Origin of the sequence: Serratia sp. 22278 (genome assembly GCF_052045405.1) — a bacterium.
GTDB lineage: Bacteria > Pseudomonadota > Gammaproteobacteria > Enterobacterales > Enterobacteriaceae > Serratia > Serratia marcescens.
Genome location: NZ_JBQEOW010000004.1, coordinates 334997 through 354450 on the forward strand (window position 1 = coordinate 334997; position 19454 = coordinate 354450).

Sequence of the window (19454 nt, forward strand, 5' to 3'; positions counted from 1 at the left end):
TTTCCCCTGCGTTGATTACAGATCGAAGGCGTCGCCGTCGATCTCGGGCGGTTTTTCCAGCGGCAGCACGAAGCGGAAGCTGGCGCCGCCGTTGGCGCCGTTTTCCGCCCAGATGCGGCCATCATGCACTTCAATAATGGCACGACAAATCGCTAACCCCAAGCCTACGCCGGGGATCGCCGACTCTTTATTGCCGCGTGAAAACTTGTCGAAAATCAGCTGCAGCTGATCGGCGGGGATGCCGGGGCCGTTATCCCAGACCTCGACTTCCAGCCACTCGGGCAGCGTGCGGGCGCGAATGCCGATGGTGGCCTCGGCGCCGGCGTATTTATTGGCGTTTTCCAACAGGTTGGTGAACACCCGTTCCAGCAGGCTGCCGTCGCAGTTGACCAGGATCTGTTCCGGCGGCAGCTCGACCTCGATCGGATGCTGGCTGAGCAGCGGCTCCAGCATGTGCAGCGAGGCGCCGACGATCTCTTCCAGCGACTGCCACTCTTTACGCAGGCTGAAACCGCCGGACTGGATGCGCGCCATATCCAGCAGGTTGTTCACCAGCCGGGTGGTGCTCAGCACCTGCTGGCGGATCTGGCTGGCCTGGGTGGCGTGATTGGAGCCTTCGGCCGCCAGGTCCAGCGTGAGAATTTCCGCCTGGCCGAACAACACGGTCAGCGGGGTGCGCAGATCGTGCGACAGCGCCGCCAGCAGCGAGTTGCGCAGCTGTTCGCGTTCGGCGTCCAGCTTGGCTTCTTCGGCGCTGCGCGCCAGGTGCAGCCGTTCCAGCGCGCTGGCGATCAGCACTGCGAAGGTTTGCAGCAGCCGCTGTTGTTCCGGCACCATCAGCTGGCGCAGGTTGTTGGGTTCGATCGCCAACAGGCCGAAGGTCTGTTTGGGGGTATTGAGCGGCAGCAGTTGGTAAGGCACGCCGGGCAGGGTGTCGGTACCCGCGCCGGCCGGCAAGCCTTTGTCGAAACTCCAGCGCGCGATGGCTTCGTCTACCGACAGCAGTCCGCCTTCCTCGCCGATCATTTGCTGCAGCCGGCCGTCTTCCTGCGGCAGCAGCAGCACGGTTTTCGCCTGGAAGCTGCTGGAGAGGAAATGACGGCTGGTGTTGGCGATGTCGGCCACGGTCAGCGCGCGGCTCAGCCCGCGCGACATTTCGTACAGATGACGCGCCCGCTGCTCGCGATAGCGCGCCACCCGGGCCTGATAACGCACCCCGGCGGTCAGATTGCCGATGATGATGCCGACGGCGAGCATCACGCCGAAGGTCAGCAGATACTGCATATCGCTGACGGCGAACGACCATTCGGGCTGGACGAAGAACAGATCGAAGCTGGCGACGTTGATCACCGCCGCCAGCACCGACGGCCAGCGGCCGAAGAACAGCGCGACGATCGCCACGCCGAGCAGGTAGACCATCACCAGGTTGGCCTGATCGAAGCCCGGCAGCAGCCACTGCGAGAGCAGGGTAATCAGCGCACACAGCGCTATCGCCACCGCGCAGCCGCGCAGCTGCATGCGCCATTTCTCATTGAAGCTGCGGCCGTCGTGCTCCTTGCCCGGCGGGGGCTGCGCGGCGTCGCTGTCCAGCGCCACGATCACCAGATCGAGATCCGGGCCCAGCCGGCCGAGGCGATCGGCGAAGCTGCCGCGCAGTTTCCAGCGCTGCTCGCTGCGGCGGCCGATGATGATTTTGCCGAGGTTATGCTCGCGGGCGTAGCGCAGCACCGCGCGCTCTTCGGACGGATCGGCCAGGGTGGCGGTTTCGGCGCCCAGCTCCTGCGCCAGCCGCAGCGCGCGCAGAATGGCGCGGCGCTGGTTTTCCGGCAGCCGGTGCAGCTTGGGGGTTTCCACGTAGACTGCATGCCAATGGCAGCCAAGCCGCGCCGCCAGCCGGGCGGCGATGCGCACCAGCTTTTCGTTGCCACTGCTGTGGCCGACGCACAGCAGAATGCTGTCGCGGGTGTGCCACACTTTCTCGCGCCCCTGGGTGTCGCGAAACTCGCGCATCTGATCATCGACCCGATCGGCGGTGCGGCGCAGCGCCAATTCGCGCAGAGCGATCAGGTTGCCTTTACGGAAAAAATGCTCGATGGCGCGCTCGGCCTGGCCGGGAATATACACTTTGCCTTCGTGCAGCCGTCGGCGCAGATCGTCCGGCGGCAGATCGACCAGCACCACTTCGCTGGCCTCGTCAAACACGTGGTCGGGCACCGTTTCGCGCACTCGCACGCCGGTCACGCCGCCCACCACGTCGTTCAGACTTTCCAGATGTTGCACGTTGACGGTCGTCAGCACGTCGATGCCGGCGTCCAGCAGCTCTTCTACATCCTGCCAGCGTTTGGGGTGGCGCGAACCGTGGGCGTTGCTGTGCGCCAGTTCGTCCATCAGGATCAGCGCCGGGTGGCGCGCCAGCGCGGCGTCGAGATCGAATTCATGCACCAGTCGCCCGCGGTGCTGGATGCGTTTTTGCGGCAGCAGCGCCAGGCCGTCGAGCAGGGCGGCGGTCTCGTTGCGGCCGTGGGTTTCCACCACGCCGACCAGCACATCCAGCCCCTGAGCGCGCAAGCGCTGGGCTTCCTGCAGCATGGCGTAGGTTTTGCCCACGCCGGCGCAGGCGCCGAAGAATACCTTCAACCGGCCGCGCGGTTTTTCATTGGCCAGCGCCAGCAGGCTATCGGGATCGGGACGCTGCTGTTCTTCTTCGACCATGGCAATTCCTTGTGTTACCAAGCAAAAAGGGGTTCGGCACGCCGAACCCTATCACTATGCTGAATACGGCGCGTTACTTCAACGCATCCAGCGCCAGGTTCAGCTTCAACACGTTCACCACCGATTCGCCCATGAAGTTGGGCGTGGCCCGATCGGTGTTGTCTTCGATCAGTTTGGCGATCTGTTCCGGCGGCAGATGACGCGCCGCCGCGACCCGCGCCAGCTGATAGCGCGCCGCGGCGATCGAGATCTGTGGATCCAGCCCGCTGCCGGAGGCGGTCAGCAGATCCACCGGGATCGGGCCGCGCATCGCAGGATTGGCCTGGCGCAGCTGCGCTGCGCGCTCGGCGATAGCCTTATCCAGCGCCGGGTTGGTGGCCGCCAGGTTGCTGCCGGCGGAGGCCAGTGGATTATAGGCCGAATCGCCGGTGGCCGACGGGCGGCCCCAGAAATAGTCGGCGCGCGTGAAGTTTTGGCCGATCAGCGCGGAGCCGACCGCCTTGTCGCCCTGGTACAGCAGCGAACCGTTAGCCGAGCCCGAAAACAGCAGCTGCGCCAGCCCGGTGGTCAGCAGCGGATAGGCGATGCCGGTGATCAGCGTCAGCAGGATCAGCATCACCAGCGCAGGTCGTAAATACGTCATGTTCATTTCCCTCAATGGTTAACCGGCGACGTGCAGCGCGACCAGGATCAGGTCGATCAGTTTGATGCCGACGAACGGCACCAGCAGGCCGCCGACTCCGTACAGCCACAGGTTGCGGCGCAGCAGGGCCGCGGCGCTCATCGGTTTGTAGCTCACCCCTTTCAGCGCCAGCGGGATCAGGAACACGATCACCAGGGCGTTGAAGATCACCGCCGACATGATGGCGGAGGCCGGGGAATGCAAATGCATCACGTTCAGCGCGTTCAGCTGTGGATAGGTGGCCGCGAACGCCGCCGGAATAATGGCGAAGTATTTGGCCACGTCGTTGGCGATGCTGAAGGTGGTCAGCGAGCCGCGCGTCATCAGCATCTGTTTGCCGATGTGCACCACTTCGATCAGCTTGGTCGGGTTGGAATCCAGATCGACCATGTTGCCCGCCTCTTTGGCGGCCTGGGTGCCGGAGTTCATCGCCACCGCCACATCGGCCTGCGCCAGCGCCGGGGCGTCGTTGGTGCCGTCGCCGGTCATCGCCACCAGGCGGCCTTCCGCCTGGTACTGACGGATCAGCGCCAGCTTGGCTTCCGGCGTGGCTTCCGACAGGAAGTCGTCCACCCCGGCTTCGGCGGCGATCGCCGCCGCGGTCAGCGGGTTATCGCCGGTGATCATCACCGTTTTGATGCCCATCTTGCGCAGCTCGGCGAAACGCTCTTTGATGCCGCCCTTGACGATATCCTTCAGCGCCACCACGCCCAGCACCCGGGCGCCTTCCGCCACCACCAGCGGTGTACCGCCGGTGCGCGCCACGCTTTCCACCAGATCGTCCACCGCCCGCGGGAAGTGCCCCTGATTGGATTCGACGTGGCGGCGAATGGCGTCTACCGCGCCTTTGCGGATCATGCGCTCCTGCACGTTGACGCCGCTCATGCGGGTCTGGGCGGAGAAGGGCACGAAGGTGGCGTTCAGCGCCTGCAGATCGCGTTCGCGCAGGTTGAATCGCTGTTTGGCCAACACCACGATGCTGCGGCCTTCGGGCGTTTCGTCCGCCAGCGAGGCCAGCTGCGCGGCATCCGCCAGCTCTTGCTCTTTCACGCCCGGCGCCGGCAGGAACTCCGAAGCCTGGCGGTTGCCCAGCGTGATGGTGCCGGTTTTATCCAGCAGCAGCACGTCCACGTCGCCGGCGGCTTCCACCGCGCGGCCGCTGGTGGCGATCACGTTGGCGCCGAGCATGCGGCTCATCCCGGCCACGCCGATGGCGGACAGCAGGCCGCCGATGGTGGTGGGGATCAGGCAAACCAGCAATGCGACCAGCACGGTGATGGTGACCACGCTGCCGCTGCCGGCCGCCTCGACGCTGTATTGCGAGAACGGGAACAGGGTGGCGGTGGCCAACACGAACACGATGGTCAGCGCCACCAGCAGGATGGTCAGCGCGATCTCGTTCGGCGTTTTGCGGCGCTTGGCGCCTTCCACCATGGCGATCATGCGATCGAGGAAGGTTTCCCCCGGGTTGACGCTGCACTGCACCACCAGCCAGTCAGACAGCACGCGGGTGCCGCCGGTGACCGAGGAGAAGTCGCCGCCGGATTCGCGGATCACCGGGGCGGATTCGCCGGTGATGGCGCTTTCATCCACCGAAGCGCCGCCTTCCAGCACCTCGCCGTCGCACGGGATGGTGTCGCCGGCTTCCACCAGCACGATATCGCCTTTGCGCAGGCTTTCGGCGGCCACTTTCTCCGTGGCGCCGTCGCGGCGCGGGCCGGCCAGCTTTTTCGCCCAGCTGGTTTTCTTGGTGCCTTTCAGGCTTTCCGCCTGGGCCTTGCTGCGCCCTTCGGCCAGCGCTTCCGCGAAGTTGGCGAACAGCACGGTGAACCACAGCCACAGGGCGACGCTGCCGGTAAAGGCGGCGGCGCCGTCGGTTTGGCCGGCGAGGATAGCCAGCCAGATGGCGGTGGTCAGCAGGCTGCCGATATACACCACGAACATCACCGGGTTGCGCCATTGAACGCGAGGGTCCAGTTTTTTCACCGCATCGATCAGCGCGGTGCGCACCAGGGCCGGTTCAAACAGCGCGCGTTGTTTGCGAGTCATCTCTTATTCTCTCTCTGTGACGTCGGTTAGTTTGCCAACCAAAGCTGCAAATGCTCGGCCACCGGGCCCAGCGCCAGCGCCGGCACGAAGGTCAGCGCCCCCACCAGCAGCACGGTGCCGATCAGCAGGCCGATAAACAGCGGCCCATAGGTCGGCAGGGTGCCGTTGCCCGCCGGCTGACGCTGCTTGGCGCTCAGCGAACCGGCGATCGCCAGCACCGGCAGGATCACCCCGAAGCGGCCGACGAACATGGCGAAGGCCAGCAGCAGGTTGTAGAACGGCGTATTGACGCTCAACCCGGCGAAGGCGCTGCCGTTGTTGTTGGCGGCGGAAGACAGGGCGTACAGCACTTCGCTGAAGCCGTGGGCGCCCGGGTTGAGGATGCCGGCGCGGCCCGCGTCGGTGCCGATGGCCAGCGCGCTGCCTAGCAACACCAGCGTCGGCGTGACCAGGATCGCCAGCGCGGTCATCTTCATGTCGTAAACGTCGATCTTCTTGCCCAGGTATTCCGGGGTGCGGCCGATCATCAGGCCGGCGATAAACACCGTCAGCAGTACGAACAGCAGCATGCCGTACAGGCCGGAGCCGACGCCGCCGAACACCACTTCACCGATCTGCATCAGCCACATCGGCACCATGCCGCCCAGCGCGGTGAAAGAGTCGTGCATGGCGTTGACCGCCCCGCAGGACGCGGCGGTGGTCACCACCGAGAACAGGCTGGTGGCGAGAATGCCGAAGCGCGACTCTTTGCCTTCCATATTGATGTTGCTGTCGGCGCCCAGCGCGCTCAGGTGCGGGTTGCCCGCCAGCTCGGCGACCATCACCACCACCACCGCCACCACGAAGATCAGCGCCATCGCCCAGATCAGCGCATGGCCCTGGCGGTTTTCACCGGCCAACTGGCCGAAGGAGAAGCACAGCGCGCAGGGGATCAGGAAGATGGCCAGCATTTGTACGAAGTTGGTCAGCACGGTTGGGTTCTCGAACGGGTGCGCCGAGTTGGCGCCGAAGAAGCCGCCGCCGTTGGTGCCGAGCATTTTGATCGCTTCCTGCGAGGCCACCGGCCCCATCGGCAGCGTCTGCTGCGCGCCTTCGAGCGTGGTGACGTGCAGGTAAGGCAGGAAGTTTTGCAGCGTGCCCTGGCTGACGAAGAACAGGGCGATCGCCAGCGCGATCGGCAGCAGCACATACAGCGTGATGCGGAACAGATCGGCCCAGGCGTTGCCGACGGTCTTGCCGGCGCGGCGGGTGAAGGCGCGGATCAGCGCAAAGGCCACGGCGATGCCGGTGGAGGCGGAGACGAAGTTCTGCACCGCCAGTCCGGCCATCTGGCTGAAATAGCTGAGGGCGCTTTCGCCGCTGTAGGCCTGCCAGTTGGTGTTGGTGACGAAGCTGACGGCGGTGTTGAGCGCCAGATCCCAGGAGAGGCCCGGGAAGCCTTGCGGGTTGAGCGGCAGCGAGCCCTGCGTCATCAGCAGGGCGAACAGCAGCGCCAGGCCGAGCAGGTTAAACGCCAGGATCGCTAGCGCGTACTGCCACCAGTTCATTTCGGTGGCGCGGATGCCGCAGGCGCGCCAGACCCCGGCTTCCACCCCGCGCAGCGCAGGCAGCGGCTCACCCTCGATCAGGCGCGCCATAAAACCGCCCAGCGGCCGTGCCAGCAGCAGAAGCACCAGCAGGAAACTGGCGATCAGTAAAAAGGCTGAAGCCGCCATCAGAAATCCTCCGCGTTAAACAGGGCGTAGACCAGATAGGCCAACAGCAGCAGAACCAACAGCGCACCACCAATAACGCTGAAACTCACGGGACACCTCCAGAGGTGTTGTTTTTGATAGAGGCAGTGTAGGGAGCGGGGTAGAAAGAAGATGAAAAAATCGCGCGGGCGGGTGTAAAAAAAGTATAAAAATGACTGAAATTTCAGCGGAAATTGGCCATTTCAGGCAGCCTGCTTGCGGCGAGATTGCGCCTGATGTGTGAATAAGCAGGGGCTGAGGCGTGGGATGAAGAACCGAATAATAACCACAATGTAACCCATGTTTAGTTAAAAATTAACTTGATTGTAACAAAATTACGAATCAGCATGGTGATTAGCGATTTTTTGTGCGATTTAGTGGTCGGATGAGTAGTAAACTTTCATCAAGTGCGCTAAAATTTTGTCCAGTTACCAAATTACCGATTGTTCATTTGATACGCCCACGCCGTTTTCCCTGACAAATCAACGGCAGGCGTTTTTAAGGAGGTTCGCATGTCTACGACCTATCACGCTTATTCATTGCATCGGATTCTCCTGCGCCGCAGCGCAGTGGTGATCGCGGGCATTTTGGCCCTGCCGGTGATGCTGTTCCGCAGCGATCGCGGGCGTTTTTACAGCTACCTGCACCGCGTCTGGTCAAAAACCAGCGATAAGCCGGTCTGGCTGCAGCAGGCGGAACTGGCGTCCTGCGATTTCTACTGAGCCACTACTGATTCACGAAAAACCCTCGCCCTGCGGCGGGGGTTTTTTTATGCCTATAGCCGCCCCTATCAAGCGCAAGGTCGTATTCGGCAAGCCATTCTTCTACACTTTCCTCAATCGGCTAACAACGCGGGAGAGCGGTATGAGTGACAAGATCCCTATCGGCATCAGCGCCTGTTTACTGGGCGATGCGGTGCGTTTCGACGGTGGCCATAAGCGGCTGGCCTTTGCGGTGGAACAGTTGGCGCCCTATGTGCGCTTTGAGCCCGTTTGCCCGGAAATGGCGATTGGTCTGCCTACGCCGCGCCCGGCGCTGCGCCTGGTGAAACAGGCGCAGCCGTGGCCGGCGATGCGTTACAGCAACGACGCCGGCGTGGATCTGACTGAGGAGATGCGCAGTTTCTCCTCGCAGCGCGTGGCCGCGTTGCAGCACCTGTGCGGTTATATCGTCTGCGCCAAGTCGCCGAGCTGCGGACTGGAGCGGGTGCGGGTCTACAGCGAGAACGGCAAAGACTCGCGTAAAAACGGCGTCGGGCTGTTTACCGCTGAACTGCTGCGTCAGATGCCGTGGCTGCCGGTGGAAGAAGACGGACGATTGCAGGATGCGGCATTGCGGGAAAACTTCATTGAACGGGTGTACGCGCTGTATGAGCTGAATATGCTGTGGCGCCAGGGGCTGACCCGCGGCGGGTTGATCGCGTTTCACAGCCGCTACAAGCTTTCACTGTTGGCGCATTCGCAGCCGGCTTATCGCGAGCTGGGGCGCTTCGTCGCCGATATTCACCGCTGGGACTCGCTGGAGGCCTTCGCCGTGGAATACCGCAGCCGCCTGATGGCGCTGTTGGCGCACAAAGCAACGCGGCGCAACCACACCAACGTGCTGATGCACGTGCAGGGCTACTTCCGCCGTCAGCTCAGCGCGGCGCAGCGTCAGGAACTGGCGCACCTGATCGACCGTTATCGGCAGGGCATGCAGCCGCTGCTGGCGCCGATCGCGCTGCTTAAGCATTACATGGCGGAATACCCCGACCGCTATCTGGCGGAACAACGTTATTTCGAACCTTACCCGGAGGCGCTGCGTTTGCGTTACGGCCATTGATTGACAAGGAGTTTTATGACCACGCATCTGGTCTGGTTGCGTAACGATCTGCGTATCACCGACAACAAAGCGCTGCACGCCGCCTGCAGCGATCCCGAAGCCCGGGTGCTGGCGGTGTTTATCGCCACCCCGCAGCAGTGGCGGCAACATGAGATGGCGCCGCGGCAGGCGGCGCTGATCCACGCCAGCCTGCGGGCGGTGCAGCAGGCGTTGGCGCAAAAAGGCATTGCGCTGCATTGCCATGCTGGCACGGACTTTGCCTCGTCGATCGACTGGCTGGCGGACTATTGCGAGCGAGAGCAGGTAGATGCGTTGTTTTACAATCGCCAGTACGAACTGAATGAACGGCGCCGCGATGCGCGGTTGGAACAGCGATTGAGCGACCGGGTGGCGTGCCGCGGTTTCGATGACAGCCTGCTGTTGCCGCCGGGCAGCGTGCAAACCGGCGGCGGCGAGATGTACAAGGTCTATACGCCGTTTCGCAACGCTTTCATTCAGCGCCTGACCGAGTCCGATCTCAGCTGCCTGCCGGCGCCTAAAACCCGTGCCGGTGGCGCGTTGCCTGCGGCTGAGGCGCCGGCGGCGTTCGATTACCCCGCGGCGGAGGTTGGGGATGGCTATCCCGCCGGCGAGGAGGCCGCACTGCAACGTCTGCGCGCCTTTTGCCGTGAGCAAGTGCAGGATTACCTTCGCCAGCGCGATCTGCCCGCCATCGCCGGCACCAGCAGCCTGTCGCCCTATCTGGCGATTGGCGCGCTGTCGCCGCGCCAGTGCTTCAATCGCCTGCGCGCCGAATGCCCACGGTTGCTGGAAGATCGCGAGAGCGGCGCTTTCGCCTGGCTGAACGAGCTGATTTGGCGCGAGTTCTACCGCCATCTGCTGGTGGCCTATCCCGAGCTGTGCCGCCATCGGCCGTTTATCGCCTGGACGGACAAAGTGCGCTGGCGCGATGACGCGGCGAAGCTGCAGGCCTGGCAGCGGGGCGAGACCGGCTACCCGATCGTCGATGCCGCCATGCGCCAACTGAACGCCACCGGCTGGATGCATAACCGGCTGCGCATGATCAGCGCCAGTTTCCTGGTGAAGGATCTGCTGATCGACTGGCGGGCCGGGGAGCGCTACTTCATGTCGCAACTGCTGGACGGCGATCTGGCGGCCAACAACGGCGGCTGGCAGTGGGCGGCGTCCACCGGCACCGACGCCGCGCCGTATTTCCGCATCTTCAACCCGACGACGCAGGGTGAACGTTTTGATCCACAAGGCACTTTTATCCGTAAATGGTTGCCGGAACTGGCGGATGTGCCCGACAATGACATCCATCATCCTCACCGTTGGGCGGAAAAGCAGCCATGCGTGCTGAATTACCCGCTGCCGATCGTCGATCATAAGCAAGCCCGCCTGGAGACGCTGGCGGCGTTCGAGGCGGCGAAACGGGGAGAGTCTTGAGGCAACTGCAAGGAGCGACGCAATGATGAAAAAGGTGTTGGCCCTGTGCCTGAGCGGCTATTCCGCGCTGGCGATCGCCGGCTTTGACGTGGTGGCGCTGGGCGTCGACGGCGGCGTCAGCGACGGCAACCTGACTTCCTACCTGATCCGCAGCGACAATCAGCCGCAGTATGTGGCGCTGGACGCCGGTTCGCTGCTGCCGGGCATCGCCAAAGGGCTGGAGAAGGGCAGCTTCCCGCAGGTGACCGCCGAGTTGGCCGCGCCTTACACGCCGCAGGGCCATGTGTTCCGGCAGTTGATCGGCGGCTATTTCATCAGCCACGGCCATCTGGACCACGTGGCGGGGCTGATCGTCGGCTCGCCCGAGGACAATAAAAAAACCGTTTACGCCCAGGCTGACACCGTGCTGACCCTGCGTAATCACTACTTTAACTGGAAGGCCTGGCCGAACTTTACCGACGCCGGCAACGGTGCGCGGCTGGGCACCTACCGGCTGCAAACGGTGCGGCCGCAGCAGCGGTTTACCCTCGGGCTGACCGGGTTGACCGGCGTGATGTACCCGCTCAGCCACGATCGCTACCCGTCGTCGATGCTGCTGATTTCCAACGGTAACGAGTTCTTCGCCTACTTCGGCGATACCGGGCCGGATAAGGTGGAGCAGTCGCGCGATCTCGATACCGTCTGGCGCGCGCTGGGGCCGCTTGTCGAGCAGAAAAAGCTCAAAGGCATGATTATCGAAACCTCTTACCCCAACGGGATGGAGGACAAACATCTGTACGGTCATTTGACGCCGGCCTGGCTGCTGAAGGAGCTGAAGAACCTGACACAGTACAGCGGCGGCGAAGGCTCGCTGAAGGGTCTGCCGGTGGTCATCAGCCACATCAAGCCCAGCCTGAAGCAGGGCGAAGACGCGCGCGCCGCCATTGCGCAGCAGCTGACGCAGGGCAACGATCTGGGGGTGAAATTCATCCTGATGGCGCAGGGCGACCGGCAGACATTTTGACTATGAAGAGAGAAGAGAATGCGTAACCTCGATCTGGAACAACTGATCAACACGGAACTGAACGCCGCGGCGTTTCAGGACTACGCCCCCAACGGTTTGCAGGTAGAAGGCCGCCCGCACGTGCAGCGCATCGTGACCGGCGTCACCGCCTGTCAGGCGCTGCTGGACGCCGCGGTGGCGCATCAGGCCGACGCGATTATCGTACACCACGGCTATTTCTGGAAAAACGAGGCGCCGGCGGTGCGCGGCATGAAACGCAATCGCCTGAAAACGCTGCTGACCCACGATATCAATCTGTACGGCTACCACCTGCCGCTGGACGCGCATCCGGTGCTGGGCAACAACGCGCAGCTGGCGCAGGCGCTGGGCATCCGGGTGATTGGCGACGTCGAGCCGCTGGTGCCGCACGGCGAATTTGAACAGCCGCTGACCGGTGAAGCGCTGCAGCAGCGTATCGAAAGCCGACTGGGGCGCGCGGTGCTGCACTGCGGCGATAACGCGCCTGAACATATTCGCCGGGTGGCCTGGTGCACCGGCGGCGGCCAGGGCTTTATCGACAGCGCGGCGCGTTTCGGCGTCGATGCGTTCATCAGCGGTGAAGTGTCTGAGCAGACCATTCACAGCGCGCGTGAAATGGGCGTACATTTCTTCGCCGCCGGTCACCACGCCACCGAGCGCGGCGGCGTGAAAGCGTTGGGTGAGTGGCTGGCCCAGCACCACGGCTTTGATGTGACCTTTATCGATATCCCGAATCCCGCCTGATTTTTTTCTTCCCCGGATCCAGCCCGGCCTGTGCGCCGGCTGAATCCTTTTATCGCGCTATTTCCTTATTTTCCTTATGGTTGCGCTCTATTGACAGCCGGGGCCGCGTCACGCATAACTGGTGTGTTTTTCAGCGCGATAATAATAAGGAGAATAAGGGTGCAACAAGCGCGTTATTACCTGTTGGGTGAAAGAGCGGTAGTGCTTGAACTGTCGCCGCCGGTGACGTTGCCGAGCCAGCAGCGCATCTGGGCGCTGGCGGAAAAGCTGAATCACCATCCCGACGTGCGGGAAGTGGTGCCGGGGATGAACAACCTGACGCTGCTGCTGCATACGCCGCAGGCCGATGCCGAAGCAATGCTGGCATTGCTGCAGCAGGGGTGGGAGAGCAAAGAGCGCCTGACGCCGGAATCGCGTCAGGTGGATATTCCGGTTATCTACGGCGGGGAACAGGGCCCCGACCTGGATGAGGTGGCGCGTCATACTGGCATGACGCCGCAACAGGTGGTGGAATGCCACGCGGCGGCGGCCTATGTGGTCTATTTCCTTGGCTTTCAGCCGGGCTTCTCCTATTTGGGCGGCATGCCGGAACAACTGGCGACGCCGCGCCGCGCTGAACCGCGTCTGGCGGTGGCGGCCGGCTCCGTCGGCATCGGCGGCGGCCAGACCGGCATCTATCCGCTGGTGACGCCCGGCGGCTGGCAGCTGATCGGCCGCACGCCGTTGGCGTTGTTCAATCCGCATGAAATGCCGCCGACGCTGCTGCGTCCGGGCGATAACGTACGCTTTGTGCCGCAGAAGGAGGGCGTATGCTGATTATTCTGCGCGCCGGCATCTATACCACGGTGCAGGATTTGGGCCGCGAGGGATTCCGCCGTCTGGGCATCAGCACCGGCGGAGCGCTGGATCAACCGGCGCTGAAGATCGCCAACCTGCTGGTGGGCAATGCGCCGGAGGCCGCCGGGCTGGAGATCACGCTCGGCCAGTTCAGCGCCGAGTTTACCCGCGCAGGCTGGATCGCCCTGACCGGCGCCGGCTGCGACGCGCAGCTGGACGGCAAGCCGCTGTGGACCGGCTGGCGCTATCCGGTGAAAAAGGGGCAGCGGCTGGCGCTGGGCACGCCGAAACGCGGCATGCGCAGCTACCTGGCGATCTCGGGCGGTATCGCCGTGCCGGAAATGCTGGGATCGTGCAGCACCGACATGAAAGCCGCCTTTGGCGGCCACGAAGGCCGTAACCTGAAGGACGGCGATCGGCTGCCGCTGGGCAACTCTGCCGCTCAACCGCAACATTCCTGCGGCGTGAAACAGCTGCTGTTCACCAACCGCATCCGTGCTTTGCCGGGGCCGGAGTACGCCGAGTTCAGCGAAGAGGCGCAGGACACGTTCTGGCGCACCGCCTGGCAGCTCAGCCCGCAGAGCAACCGCATGGGCTACCGCCTGCATGGCGGCACGCCGCTGGCGCGCACCACTGAGAGAGAGATGCTGTCGCACGGCCTGATGCCCGGCGTGGTGCAGGTGCCGCACAACGGCCAGCCGATCGTGCTGATGGCTGATGCGCAAACCACCGGCGGTTACCCGCGCATCGCCTGCGTGATCGAAGCCGATCTCTACCATCTGGCGCAGGTCCGTCTCGGCGAACCGATCCACTTCGTTCTCTGCTCATTGGCCGAGGCGCAGCGCGCCAAGGCCGAACAGGATCTCTTCCTTCGACAGATTGCCTGGGGGTTACATGATCGTTGATTTGAACGCCGATCTCGGCGAAGGCTGCGCCAACGACCAGGCGCTGCTGCAATTGGTGAGTTCGGCCAACATCGCCTGCGGCTTCCACGCCGGCGATGCGCAGACCATGCGTCAGTCGGTGCGCTGGGCATTGCAGTACGGCGTGGCGATTGGCGCCCACCCGAGTTTTCCCGATCGGGAGAACTTCGGCCGGACCCGCATGCAGCTGCCGCCGGAAACGGTCTACGCGCAGGTGGTGTATCAGCTCGGGGCGCTGGCGGCCATCGCCCGCGCCGAGGGCGGAGTGATGGTGCACGTTAAGCCGCACGGCATGCTGTACAACCAGGCGGCGGTTGAGCCGGCGCTGGCGGAAGCGATCGCTCGGGCGGTGCAGGCGGTCGATCCGGCGCTGCGGCTGGTGGGGCTGGCCGGCAGCGCGCTGATCCGCGCCGGGGAACAACTTGGCCTGACCACCCGGCAAGAGGTATTCGCCGATCGCGGCTATCAGGCCGACGGCACGCTGGTGCCGCGCGGTTTGCCGGGGGCGCTGATCGAGGACGACGAACAGGCGCTGGCGCAAACGCTGGAGATGGTGCGCCATCACCGGGTTCGCAGCGTGGATGGCGTCTGGGCCGCCGTACAGGCGGAAACCGTCTGCCTGCACGGGGACGGCGAGCATGCGCTGGCGTATGCGCGCAAGCTGCGGGACAGTTTTGTTCAGCAGGGCATCCGCGTCAGCGCGGAGCAATAAAGCAAGACACAACATCACAAGCAAAAAACTATTAGAAAATATTGAGGGAAGACTATGGAACAGGCCGTGAATCTCTGGCCACTGATCGGCATCGCCGCCATCGTGGTCGGATTTGTATTGCGTTTCAATCCGGTGCTGGTGGTGATCGCCGCCGGCATCATCACCGGTCTGGCGGCGCTAATGCCGCTGGACGTCATTCTGGAAAAGCTCGGCGAGGGCTTTCTCAATACCCGCAACCTGCCGCTGATCCTGCTGTTGCCGCTGGCGGTGATCGGCCTGCTGGAACGACACGGGCTGAAAGAGCGGGCGCAGGCGTGGATCGCCAAGATCAAAAGCGCCACCGCCGGCCGTTTGCTGATCGTGTACCTGTTCGTGCGCGAGATCACCGCAGCGATGGGGCTGACCAGCCTGGGTGGGCACCCGCAGATGGTGCGGCCGCTGCTGGCGCCGATGGCGGAAGGGGCGACGGAAAACCGCTACGGCGAGCTGCCAGAGCGCACCCGCCACCGCCTGCGCGCCATGTCGGCCGCGACCGACAACGTCGGGCTGTTCTTCGGCGAGGATATTTTCGTGGCCTTCGGCGCGATCATCTTCATGCATAACTTTATGCTGGAGTCCGGCGGCATTCAGACCGAGCCGCTGCATATCGCGCTGTGGGGCATTCCGACCGCCATTTTCGCCTTCCTGATCCACGCGTTCCGGCTGTATCGGATGGATAAACAGCTGAGCGCCGAGCTGGCGCAGCTGAATCAGGCGGCGCTGCAGGCGAAGGGGGAGGCGCGATGAACTTCCAGCAACAATATCTCTACTGGCTGGCCGGCGCGGTGCTGCTGATTGTGGCGGTGATGTCCTTCCGCGATCGCGCCAACCCGCGCCGCATCACCACCGGGCTGTTTTGGGGGCTGTACGGCCTGGTATTCCTGGTCGGCGACTGGACTTACCGCCTGCTGGGCGACGTGCTCGGCGAAGGCAGCAACGAGAAACGCATGCTGCATATCATCGTTGGCGGGGTGGTGGTGGTGATGGCCCTGATCGCCGGCTTCGGCGGCGTGCGCCTCGGCAGCTATCATCAGCGAACGCCGCAGGAGCGCGAGGCCAGCGCCAAGCGTTTGGGCAACAAGCTGTTTATCCCCGCGTTGGCGATCCCGGTCGTGACGGTGATCGGCGTGCTGCTGTTCAACAACGTGCCGGCGTTGCAAAGCGCGGTGTTCGGCAGCGGTAACCACGCGACGCTGATCACCCTGTTCTCGATGACCGTCGGCTGCCTGATCGGTCTGGCGATCGCGGTGAAAATGACCCATGAGAAGGCCCTGCAGCCGATACAGGAAGCGCGGCGCCTGCTGGATTCGATCGGCTGGGCGTTCATTCTGCCGCAGATCCTCGCCACGCTGGGGTTGCTGTTTACCGTCGCCGGCGTCGGCACCGCAATCTCGCATTTGACCCAGGAGTATCTGGCGGTGGATAACCGCTTTATCGCCGTGGCGGTCTACGCTATCGGTATGGCGGTGCTGACCATGGTGATGGGCAACGCCTTCGCCGCGTTCCCGATCGTCACCGCAGGCATCGGCATTCCGATCCTGGTGCTGCAACACGGCGGCAACCCGGCGGTGATGGCGGCGATCGGCATGTTCTCCGGCTATTGCGGCACCCTGATGACGCCGATGGCGGCGAACTTCAACATTGTGCCGGCGGCGCTGCTGGAGTTGCCGGACAAGAATGCGGTGATCAAGGCGCAGGTGCCGACCGGCGTGCTGCTGCTGTTGGTTAACGTGTTCCTGCTGTATTTCCTGATGTTCCTGTAGGAGTAAGGATGCAAAAAGTATTGATCACCGGCTTCGAGCCGTTTGGTGGTGAGCGCCTCAATCCCTCCTGGGAAGTGGTGAAGCAGCTCAACGATATGGAACTGGTCGGCACGCGCATTGTGGCGCGCCAGCTGCCGTGCGTGTTCGGCGCGGCGCTGGAGGCGCTCAACGCGGCGATCGACGAGGTGCAGCCGGTGATGGTACTGGCTATCGGCCAGGCCGGCGGCCGCACCGACATCACGATTGAACGGGTGGCGATCAACGTCGACGACGCGCGTATCCCCGACAATCAGGGGCAGCAGCCGGTGGACGAACCGATCGTCGCCGGCGGTCCGGCGGCCTATTTCAGCACTTTGCCGATCAAAGCGATGGTGAGTTCGATGCGCGAGGCCGGCATTCCGGCAGCCGTTTCGCAGACTGCCGGCACTTACGTGTGCAACCATGTGATGTATGGGCTGCTGCACCGTTTGAGCGGCCAACGCGAGGTGAAGGGCGGTTTTATCCATATCCCGTATTTGCCTGAGCAGGCGGCGGCGCACCCCGGCGCGCCGAGCATGGCGGCTTCGACGGTGCTGTTTGCGCTGGAGCTGGCCGTTTCCATCGCTTTGCAGGTGGAACACGATCTGAAAGTGGTGGGCGGCGCGACGCATTAATCAAGAACACTCCCGGCGCACCGGGTTGCGCCGGGTCTACGCAAGGAGTGGTCTATGCCGGAAGGACCGGAGATCCGCCGGGCGGCGGACAAACTGGCGGCGGCGGTGATCGATCAGCCGCTGACCGCCGTCGATTTCACTTTTCCCCAGTTGAAGCACTACCGCCAGCGTTTGCTCGGCGAGCGCATCGTCGCCATCGAGCCGCGCGGCAAGGCGCTGCTGACCCATTTCTCCAACGGGCTGACGATGTACAGCCATAACCAGCTGTATGGCGTGTGGAAAGTGGCGGCGGCGGGGGAGACGCCGGAGACCAAACGCGAACTGCGGGTGCGGCTGGAAACCGCCCGCAGCGCGATATTGCTCTACAGCGCTTCCGACATTACCCTCGGGCCGCGCGAGGAAATAGAACAACACCCGTTTTTGCAACGCATCGGCCCCGACGTGTTGGACATGTCGCTGACGGTGGATGAGGTGCAGGAGCGTTTGCTGACGCCGCGTTTTCGCCGCCGGCAGCTGGGTGGCATGCTGCTCGACCAGGCGTTTCTTGCCGGATTGGGCAACTATCTGCGCGCCGAAATCCTGTGGCAGGCCGAGTTGGCGCCGCAGCACAAACCGCAGGATCTGGCGCCAGAGGCGCTGCGGCGCCTGGCGGAGGCGTCGCTGGCGGTGCCGCGCCTTTCCTACCAGACGCGCGGGCAGGCGGATGACAACCGGCATCACGGCGCGCTGTTTCGCTTCAAGGTGTTTCATCGCAGCGGTGAGCCGTGCGAACGCTGCGGTGGGATGATCGTGCGTACCGACCTGTCGTCGCGGCCGTTTTATTGGTGCCCGGGCTGCCAGAAATAACCAAAAAAAAACGCCGCCCGAAGGGGCGGCGCTGTACGGTTTCAGCCAGGAAAGTGGCTTACTTGTTTTTCAGCTGGGATTTGAAATCACGCTCGGCATAGCCGGTGTACAGCTGACGCGGACGAGCAATTTTGATGCCTTCGTCGTGCATTTCGTTCCAGTGGGCGATCCAGCCGATGGTGCGCGCGATGGCGAAGATCACGGTGAACATGGAAGAAGGAATGCCCATCGCCTTCAGGATGATGCCGGAGTAGAAGTCGACGTTCGGGTACAGTTTCTTCTCGATGAAGTACGGGTCGTTCAGCGCGATGTGTTCCAGCTCCATCGCCACCTGCAGCAGGTTGTCGTCCTTCTTGTTCAGCTCTTTCAGCACTTCGTGACAGGTTTCGCGCATCACGGTGGCGCGCGGATCGTAGTTCTTGTACACGCGGTGGCCGAAGCCCATCAGGCGGAAGGAGTCGTTCTTGTCCTTGGCGCGCTTGATGAATTCCGGAATGTGCTCGACGGTCTTGATCTCTTCCAGCATTTTCAGCGCCGCTTCGTTGGCGCCGCCGTGCGCCGGCCCCCACAGGGAGGCGATGCCGGCCGCGATGCAGGCGAACGGGTTGGCGCCGGAAGAGCCGGCGGTGCGCACGGTTGAGGTAGAGGCGTTCTGCTCATGGTCGGCGTGCAGGATCAGGATGCGGTCCATGGCGCGTTCCAGCACCGGGTTCACCACGTATTCTTCGCACGGAGTGGCGAACATCATGTGCAGGAAGTTGCCGGCGTAGGACAGATCGTTGCGCGGATAAACGAACGGCTGGCCCAGGGAGTATTTGTAGCACATCGCGGCCACGGTCGGCATTTTGGACAGCAGGCGGAACGCGGTGATTTCACGGTGACGCTCGTTGTTGACGTCCAGCGCATCGTGGTAGAACGCCGCCAGCGCGCCGGTCACGCCGCACAGCACTGCCATCGGGTGCGAGTCGCGGCGGAAGCCACGGAACAGATGGGTGATCTGGTCGTGGATCATGGTATGGCGGGTTACGGTGGTCTTGAAGGTTTCGAATTCTTCCGGCGTTGGGGTCTCGCCGTACAGCAGGATGTAGCACACTTCCAGGTAGGAAGATTCTTTCGCCAGCTGCTCGATAGGGAAGCCGCGGTGCAGCAGCACGCCTTTGTCGCCGTCGATGAAGGTAATCTTGGATTCGCAAGAAGCGGTGGAGGTAAAGCCGGGATCAAATGTGAAATAACCTTTGGAACCCAGGGCGCGGACATCGAGGACATCAGGGCCCAGTGTCGGTGTCAATACGCCCAGTTCGATCGGAGCTTCGCTGTCGTTAATGGTTAGCGTCGCTTTCTTATCAGTCATTTACTGTCTCCTTAGCGCCTTATTTTAAAAACCACTAACAACTGAAATACCTTAAATCTCTGCAGGTTGCCCGCAAAAAATGGTGCGGACGCTAACTCTGTGAGCGACTGCGCAACTGTGCG

Annotated in this window: 18 protein-coding genes; 12 read left to right on the forward strand and 6 right to left on the reverse strand. The window is 63.2% G+C overall.

Going from position 1 to position 19454, the window contains the following annotated elements:
- Positions 1–15: 15 nt before the first annotated feature.
- The 5 genes from kdpD to ACTJJ6_RS11440 all read right to left on the reverse strand — a co-directional run bounded on the left by kdpD (position 16) and on the right by ACTJJ6_RS11440 (position 7247).
- Positions 16–2712, reverse strand: a complete 2697-nt coding sequence (kdpD, locus tag ACTJJ6_RS11420) for a two-component system sensor histidine kinase KdpD (protein WP_049300333.1) — start codon at positions 2710–2712, stop codon at positions 16–18.
- 73 nt (positions 2713–2785) lie between these two features.
- Positions 2786–3355, reverse strand: coding sequence for a potassium-transporting ATPase subunit KdpC (gene kdpC, locus ACTJJ6_RS11425; RefSeq protein WP_164053421.1), 570 nt, complete (start codon positions 3353–3355; stop codon positions 2786–2788).
- 18 nt (positions 3356–3373) lie between these two features.
- Positions 3374–5443 carry a potassium-transporting ATPase subunit KdpB gene (kdpB, locus tag ACTJJ6_RS11430; protein WP_143778551.1) on the reverse strand — a complete coding sequence of 690 codons (2070 nt, stop codon included), beginning with the start codon at positions 5441–5443 and terminating at the stop codon, positions 3374–3376.
- A gap of 26 nt (positions 5444–5469) precedes the next feature.
- Positions 5470–7158, reverse strand: a complete 1689-nt coding sequence (kdpA, locus tag ACTJJ6_RS11435; RefSeq protein ID WP_049300332.1) for a potassium-transporting ATPase subunit KdpA — start codon at positions 7156–7158, stop codon at positions 5470–5472.
- Positions 7158–7247 carry a K(+)-transporting ATPase subunit F gene (locus tag ACTJJ6_RS11440; protein WP_016928742.1) on the reverse strand — a complete coding sequence of 30 codons (90 nt, stop codon included), beginning with the start codon at positions 7245–7247 and terminating at the stop codon, positions 7158–7160. The genes kdpA and ACTJJ6_RS11440 overlap by 1 nt, the downstream gene beginning before the upstream one ends.
- Before the next feature lie 441 nt (positions 7248–7688).
- On the opposite strand from ACTJJ6_RS11440, the gene ACTJJ6_RS11445 reads away from it, so the two are divergent.
- The 12 genes from ACTJJ6_RS11445 to nei all read left to right on the forward strand — a co-directional run bounded on the left by ACTJJ6_RS11445 (position 7689) and on the right by nei (position 17981).
- The gene (locus ACTJJ6_RS11445; RefSeq protein ID WP_004939916.1) at positions 7689–7898 is read left to right on the forward strand and encodes a YbfA family protein; all 210 of its coding nucleotides are present in this window, start codon (positions 7689–7691) and stop codon (positions 7896–7898) included.
- Positions 7899–8040: 142 nt separating this feature from the next.
- On the forward strand, positions 8041–8997 hold the full coding sequence (locus ACTJJ6_RS11450) for a YbgA family protein (protein ID WP_016928741.1): 957 nt from the start codon (positions 8041–8043) through the stop codon (positions 8995–8997).
- 15 nt (positions 8998–9012) lie between these two features.
- Positions 9013–10443: a deoxyribodipyrimidine photo-lyase gene (gene phrB / locus ACTJJ6_RS11455; protein WP_440801466.1), complete on the forward strand. Its 1431-nt coding sequence runs from the start codon at positions 9013–9015 to the stop codon at positions 10441–10443.
- A 22-nt stretch (positions 10444–10465) separates the two neighbouring features.
- Positions 10466–11446, forward strand: coding sequence for an MBL fold metallo-hydrolase (locus ACTJJ6_RS11460; RefSeq protein WP_016928739.1), 981 nt, complete (start codon positions 10466–10468; stop codon positions 11444–11446).
- Between the two features lie 18 nt (positions 11447–11464).
- Positions 11465–12208 carry a type 2 GTP cyclohydrolase I gene (locus ACTJJ6_RS11465; protein WP_016928738.1) on the forward strand — a complete coding sequence of 248 codons (744 nt, stop codon included), beginning with the start codon at positions 11465–11467 and terminating at the stop codon, positions 12206–12208.
- Between the two features lie 159 nt (positions 12209–12367).
- Positions 12368–13024 (forward strand): 5-oxoprolinase subunit PxpB, encoded by a 657-nt coding sequence (pxpB, locus tag ACTJJ6_RS11470; protein WP_099982407.1) that lies wholly within the window; start codon positions 12368–12370, stop codon positions 13022–13024.
- The gene (pxpC, locus tag ACTJJ6_RS11475; RefSeq protein WP_016928736.1) at positions 13018–13950 is read left to right on the forward strand and encodes a 5-oxoprolinase subunit PxpC; all 933 of its coding nucleotides are present in this window, start codon (positions 13018–13020) and stop codon (positions 13948–13950) included. The genes pxpB and pxpC overlap by 7 nt, the downstream gene beginning before the upstream one ends.
- Positions 13940–14680 carry a 5-oxoprolinase subunit PxpA gene (gene pxpA / locus ACTJJ6_RS11480; protein WP_016928735.1) on the forward strand — a complete coding sequence of 247 codons (741 nt, stop codon included), beginning with the start codon at positions 13940–13942 and terminating at the stop codon, positions 14678–14680. The genes pxpC and pxpA overlap by 11 nt, the downstream gene beginning before the upstream one ends.
- A gap of 54 nt (positions 14681–14734) precedes the next feature.
- A complete protein-coding gene (locus ACTJJ6_RS11485) occupies positions 14735–15466 on the forward strand; it encodes a DUF969 domain-containing protein (protein ID WP_016928734.1) in 732 nt (243 codons plus the stop codon).
- Positions 15463–16482: a DUF979 domain-containing protein gene (locus tag ACTJJ6_RS11490; RefSeq protein ID WP_016928733.1), complete on the forward strand. Its 1020-nt coding sequence runs from the start codon at positions 15463–15465 to the stop codon at positions 16480–16482. The genes ACTJJ6_RS11485 and ACTJJ6_RS11490 overlap by 4 nt, the downstream gene beginning before the upstream one ends.
- Before the next feature lie 8 nt (positions 16483–16490).
- On the forward strand, positions 16491–17135 hold the full coding sequence (pcp, locus tag ACTJJ6_RS11495; RefSeq protein ID WP_016928732.1) for a pyroglutamyl-peptidase I: 645 nt from the start codon (positions 16491–16493) through the stop codon (positions 17133–17135).
- A 54-nt stretch (positions 17136–17189) separates the two neighbouring features.
- Complete coding sequence (gene nei, locus ACTJJ6_RS11500; RefSeq protein WP_176063571.1) at positions 17190–17981, forward strand: endonuclease VIII; 792 nt, start codon at positions 17190–17192, stop codon at positions 17979–17981.
- A gap of 58 nt (positions 17982–18039) precedes the next feature.
- Here nei and ACTJJ6_RS11505 read toward each other — a convergent pair whose 3' ends face one another.
- Entirely contained in the window at positions 18040–19332 is a 1293-nt protein-coding gene (locus ACTJJ6_RS11505) for a citrate synthase (RefSeq protein WP_016928730.1), read from the reverse strand.
- Between the last annotated feature and the right edge of the window lie 122 nt (positions 19333–19454).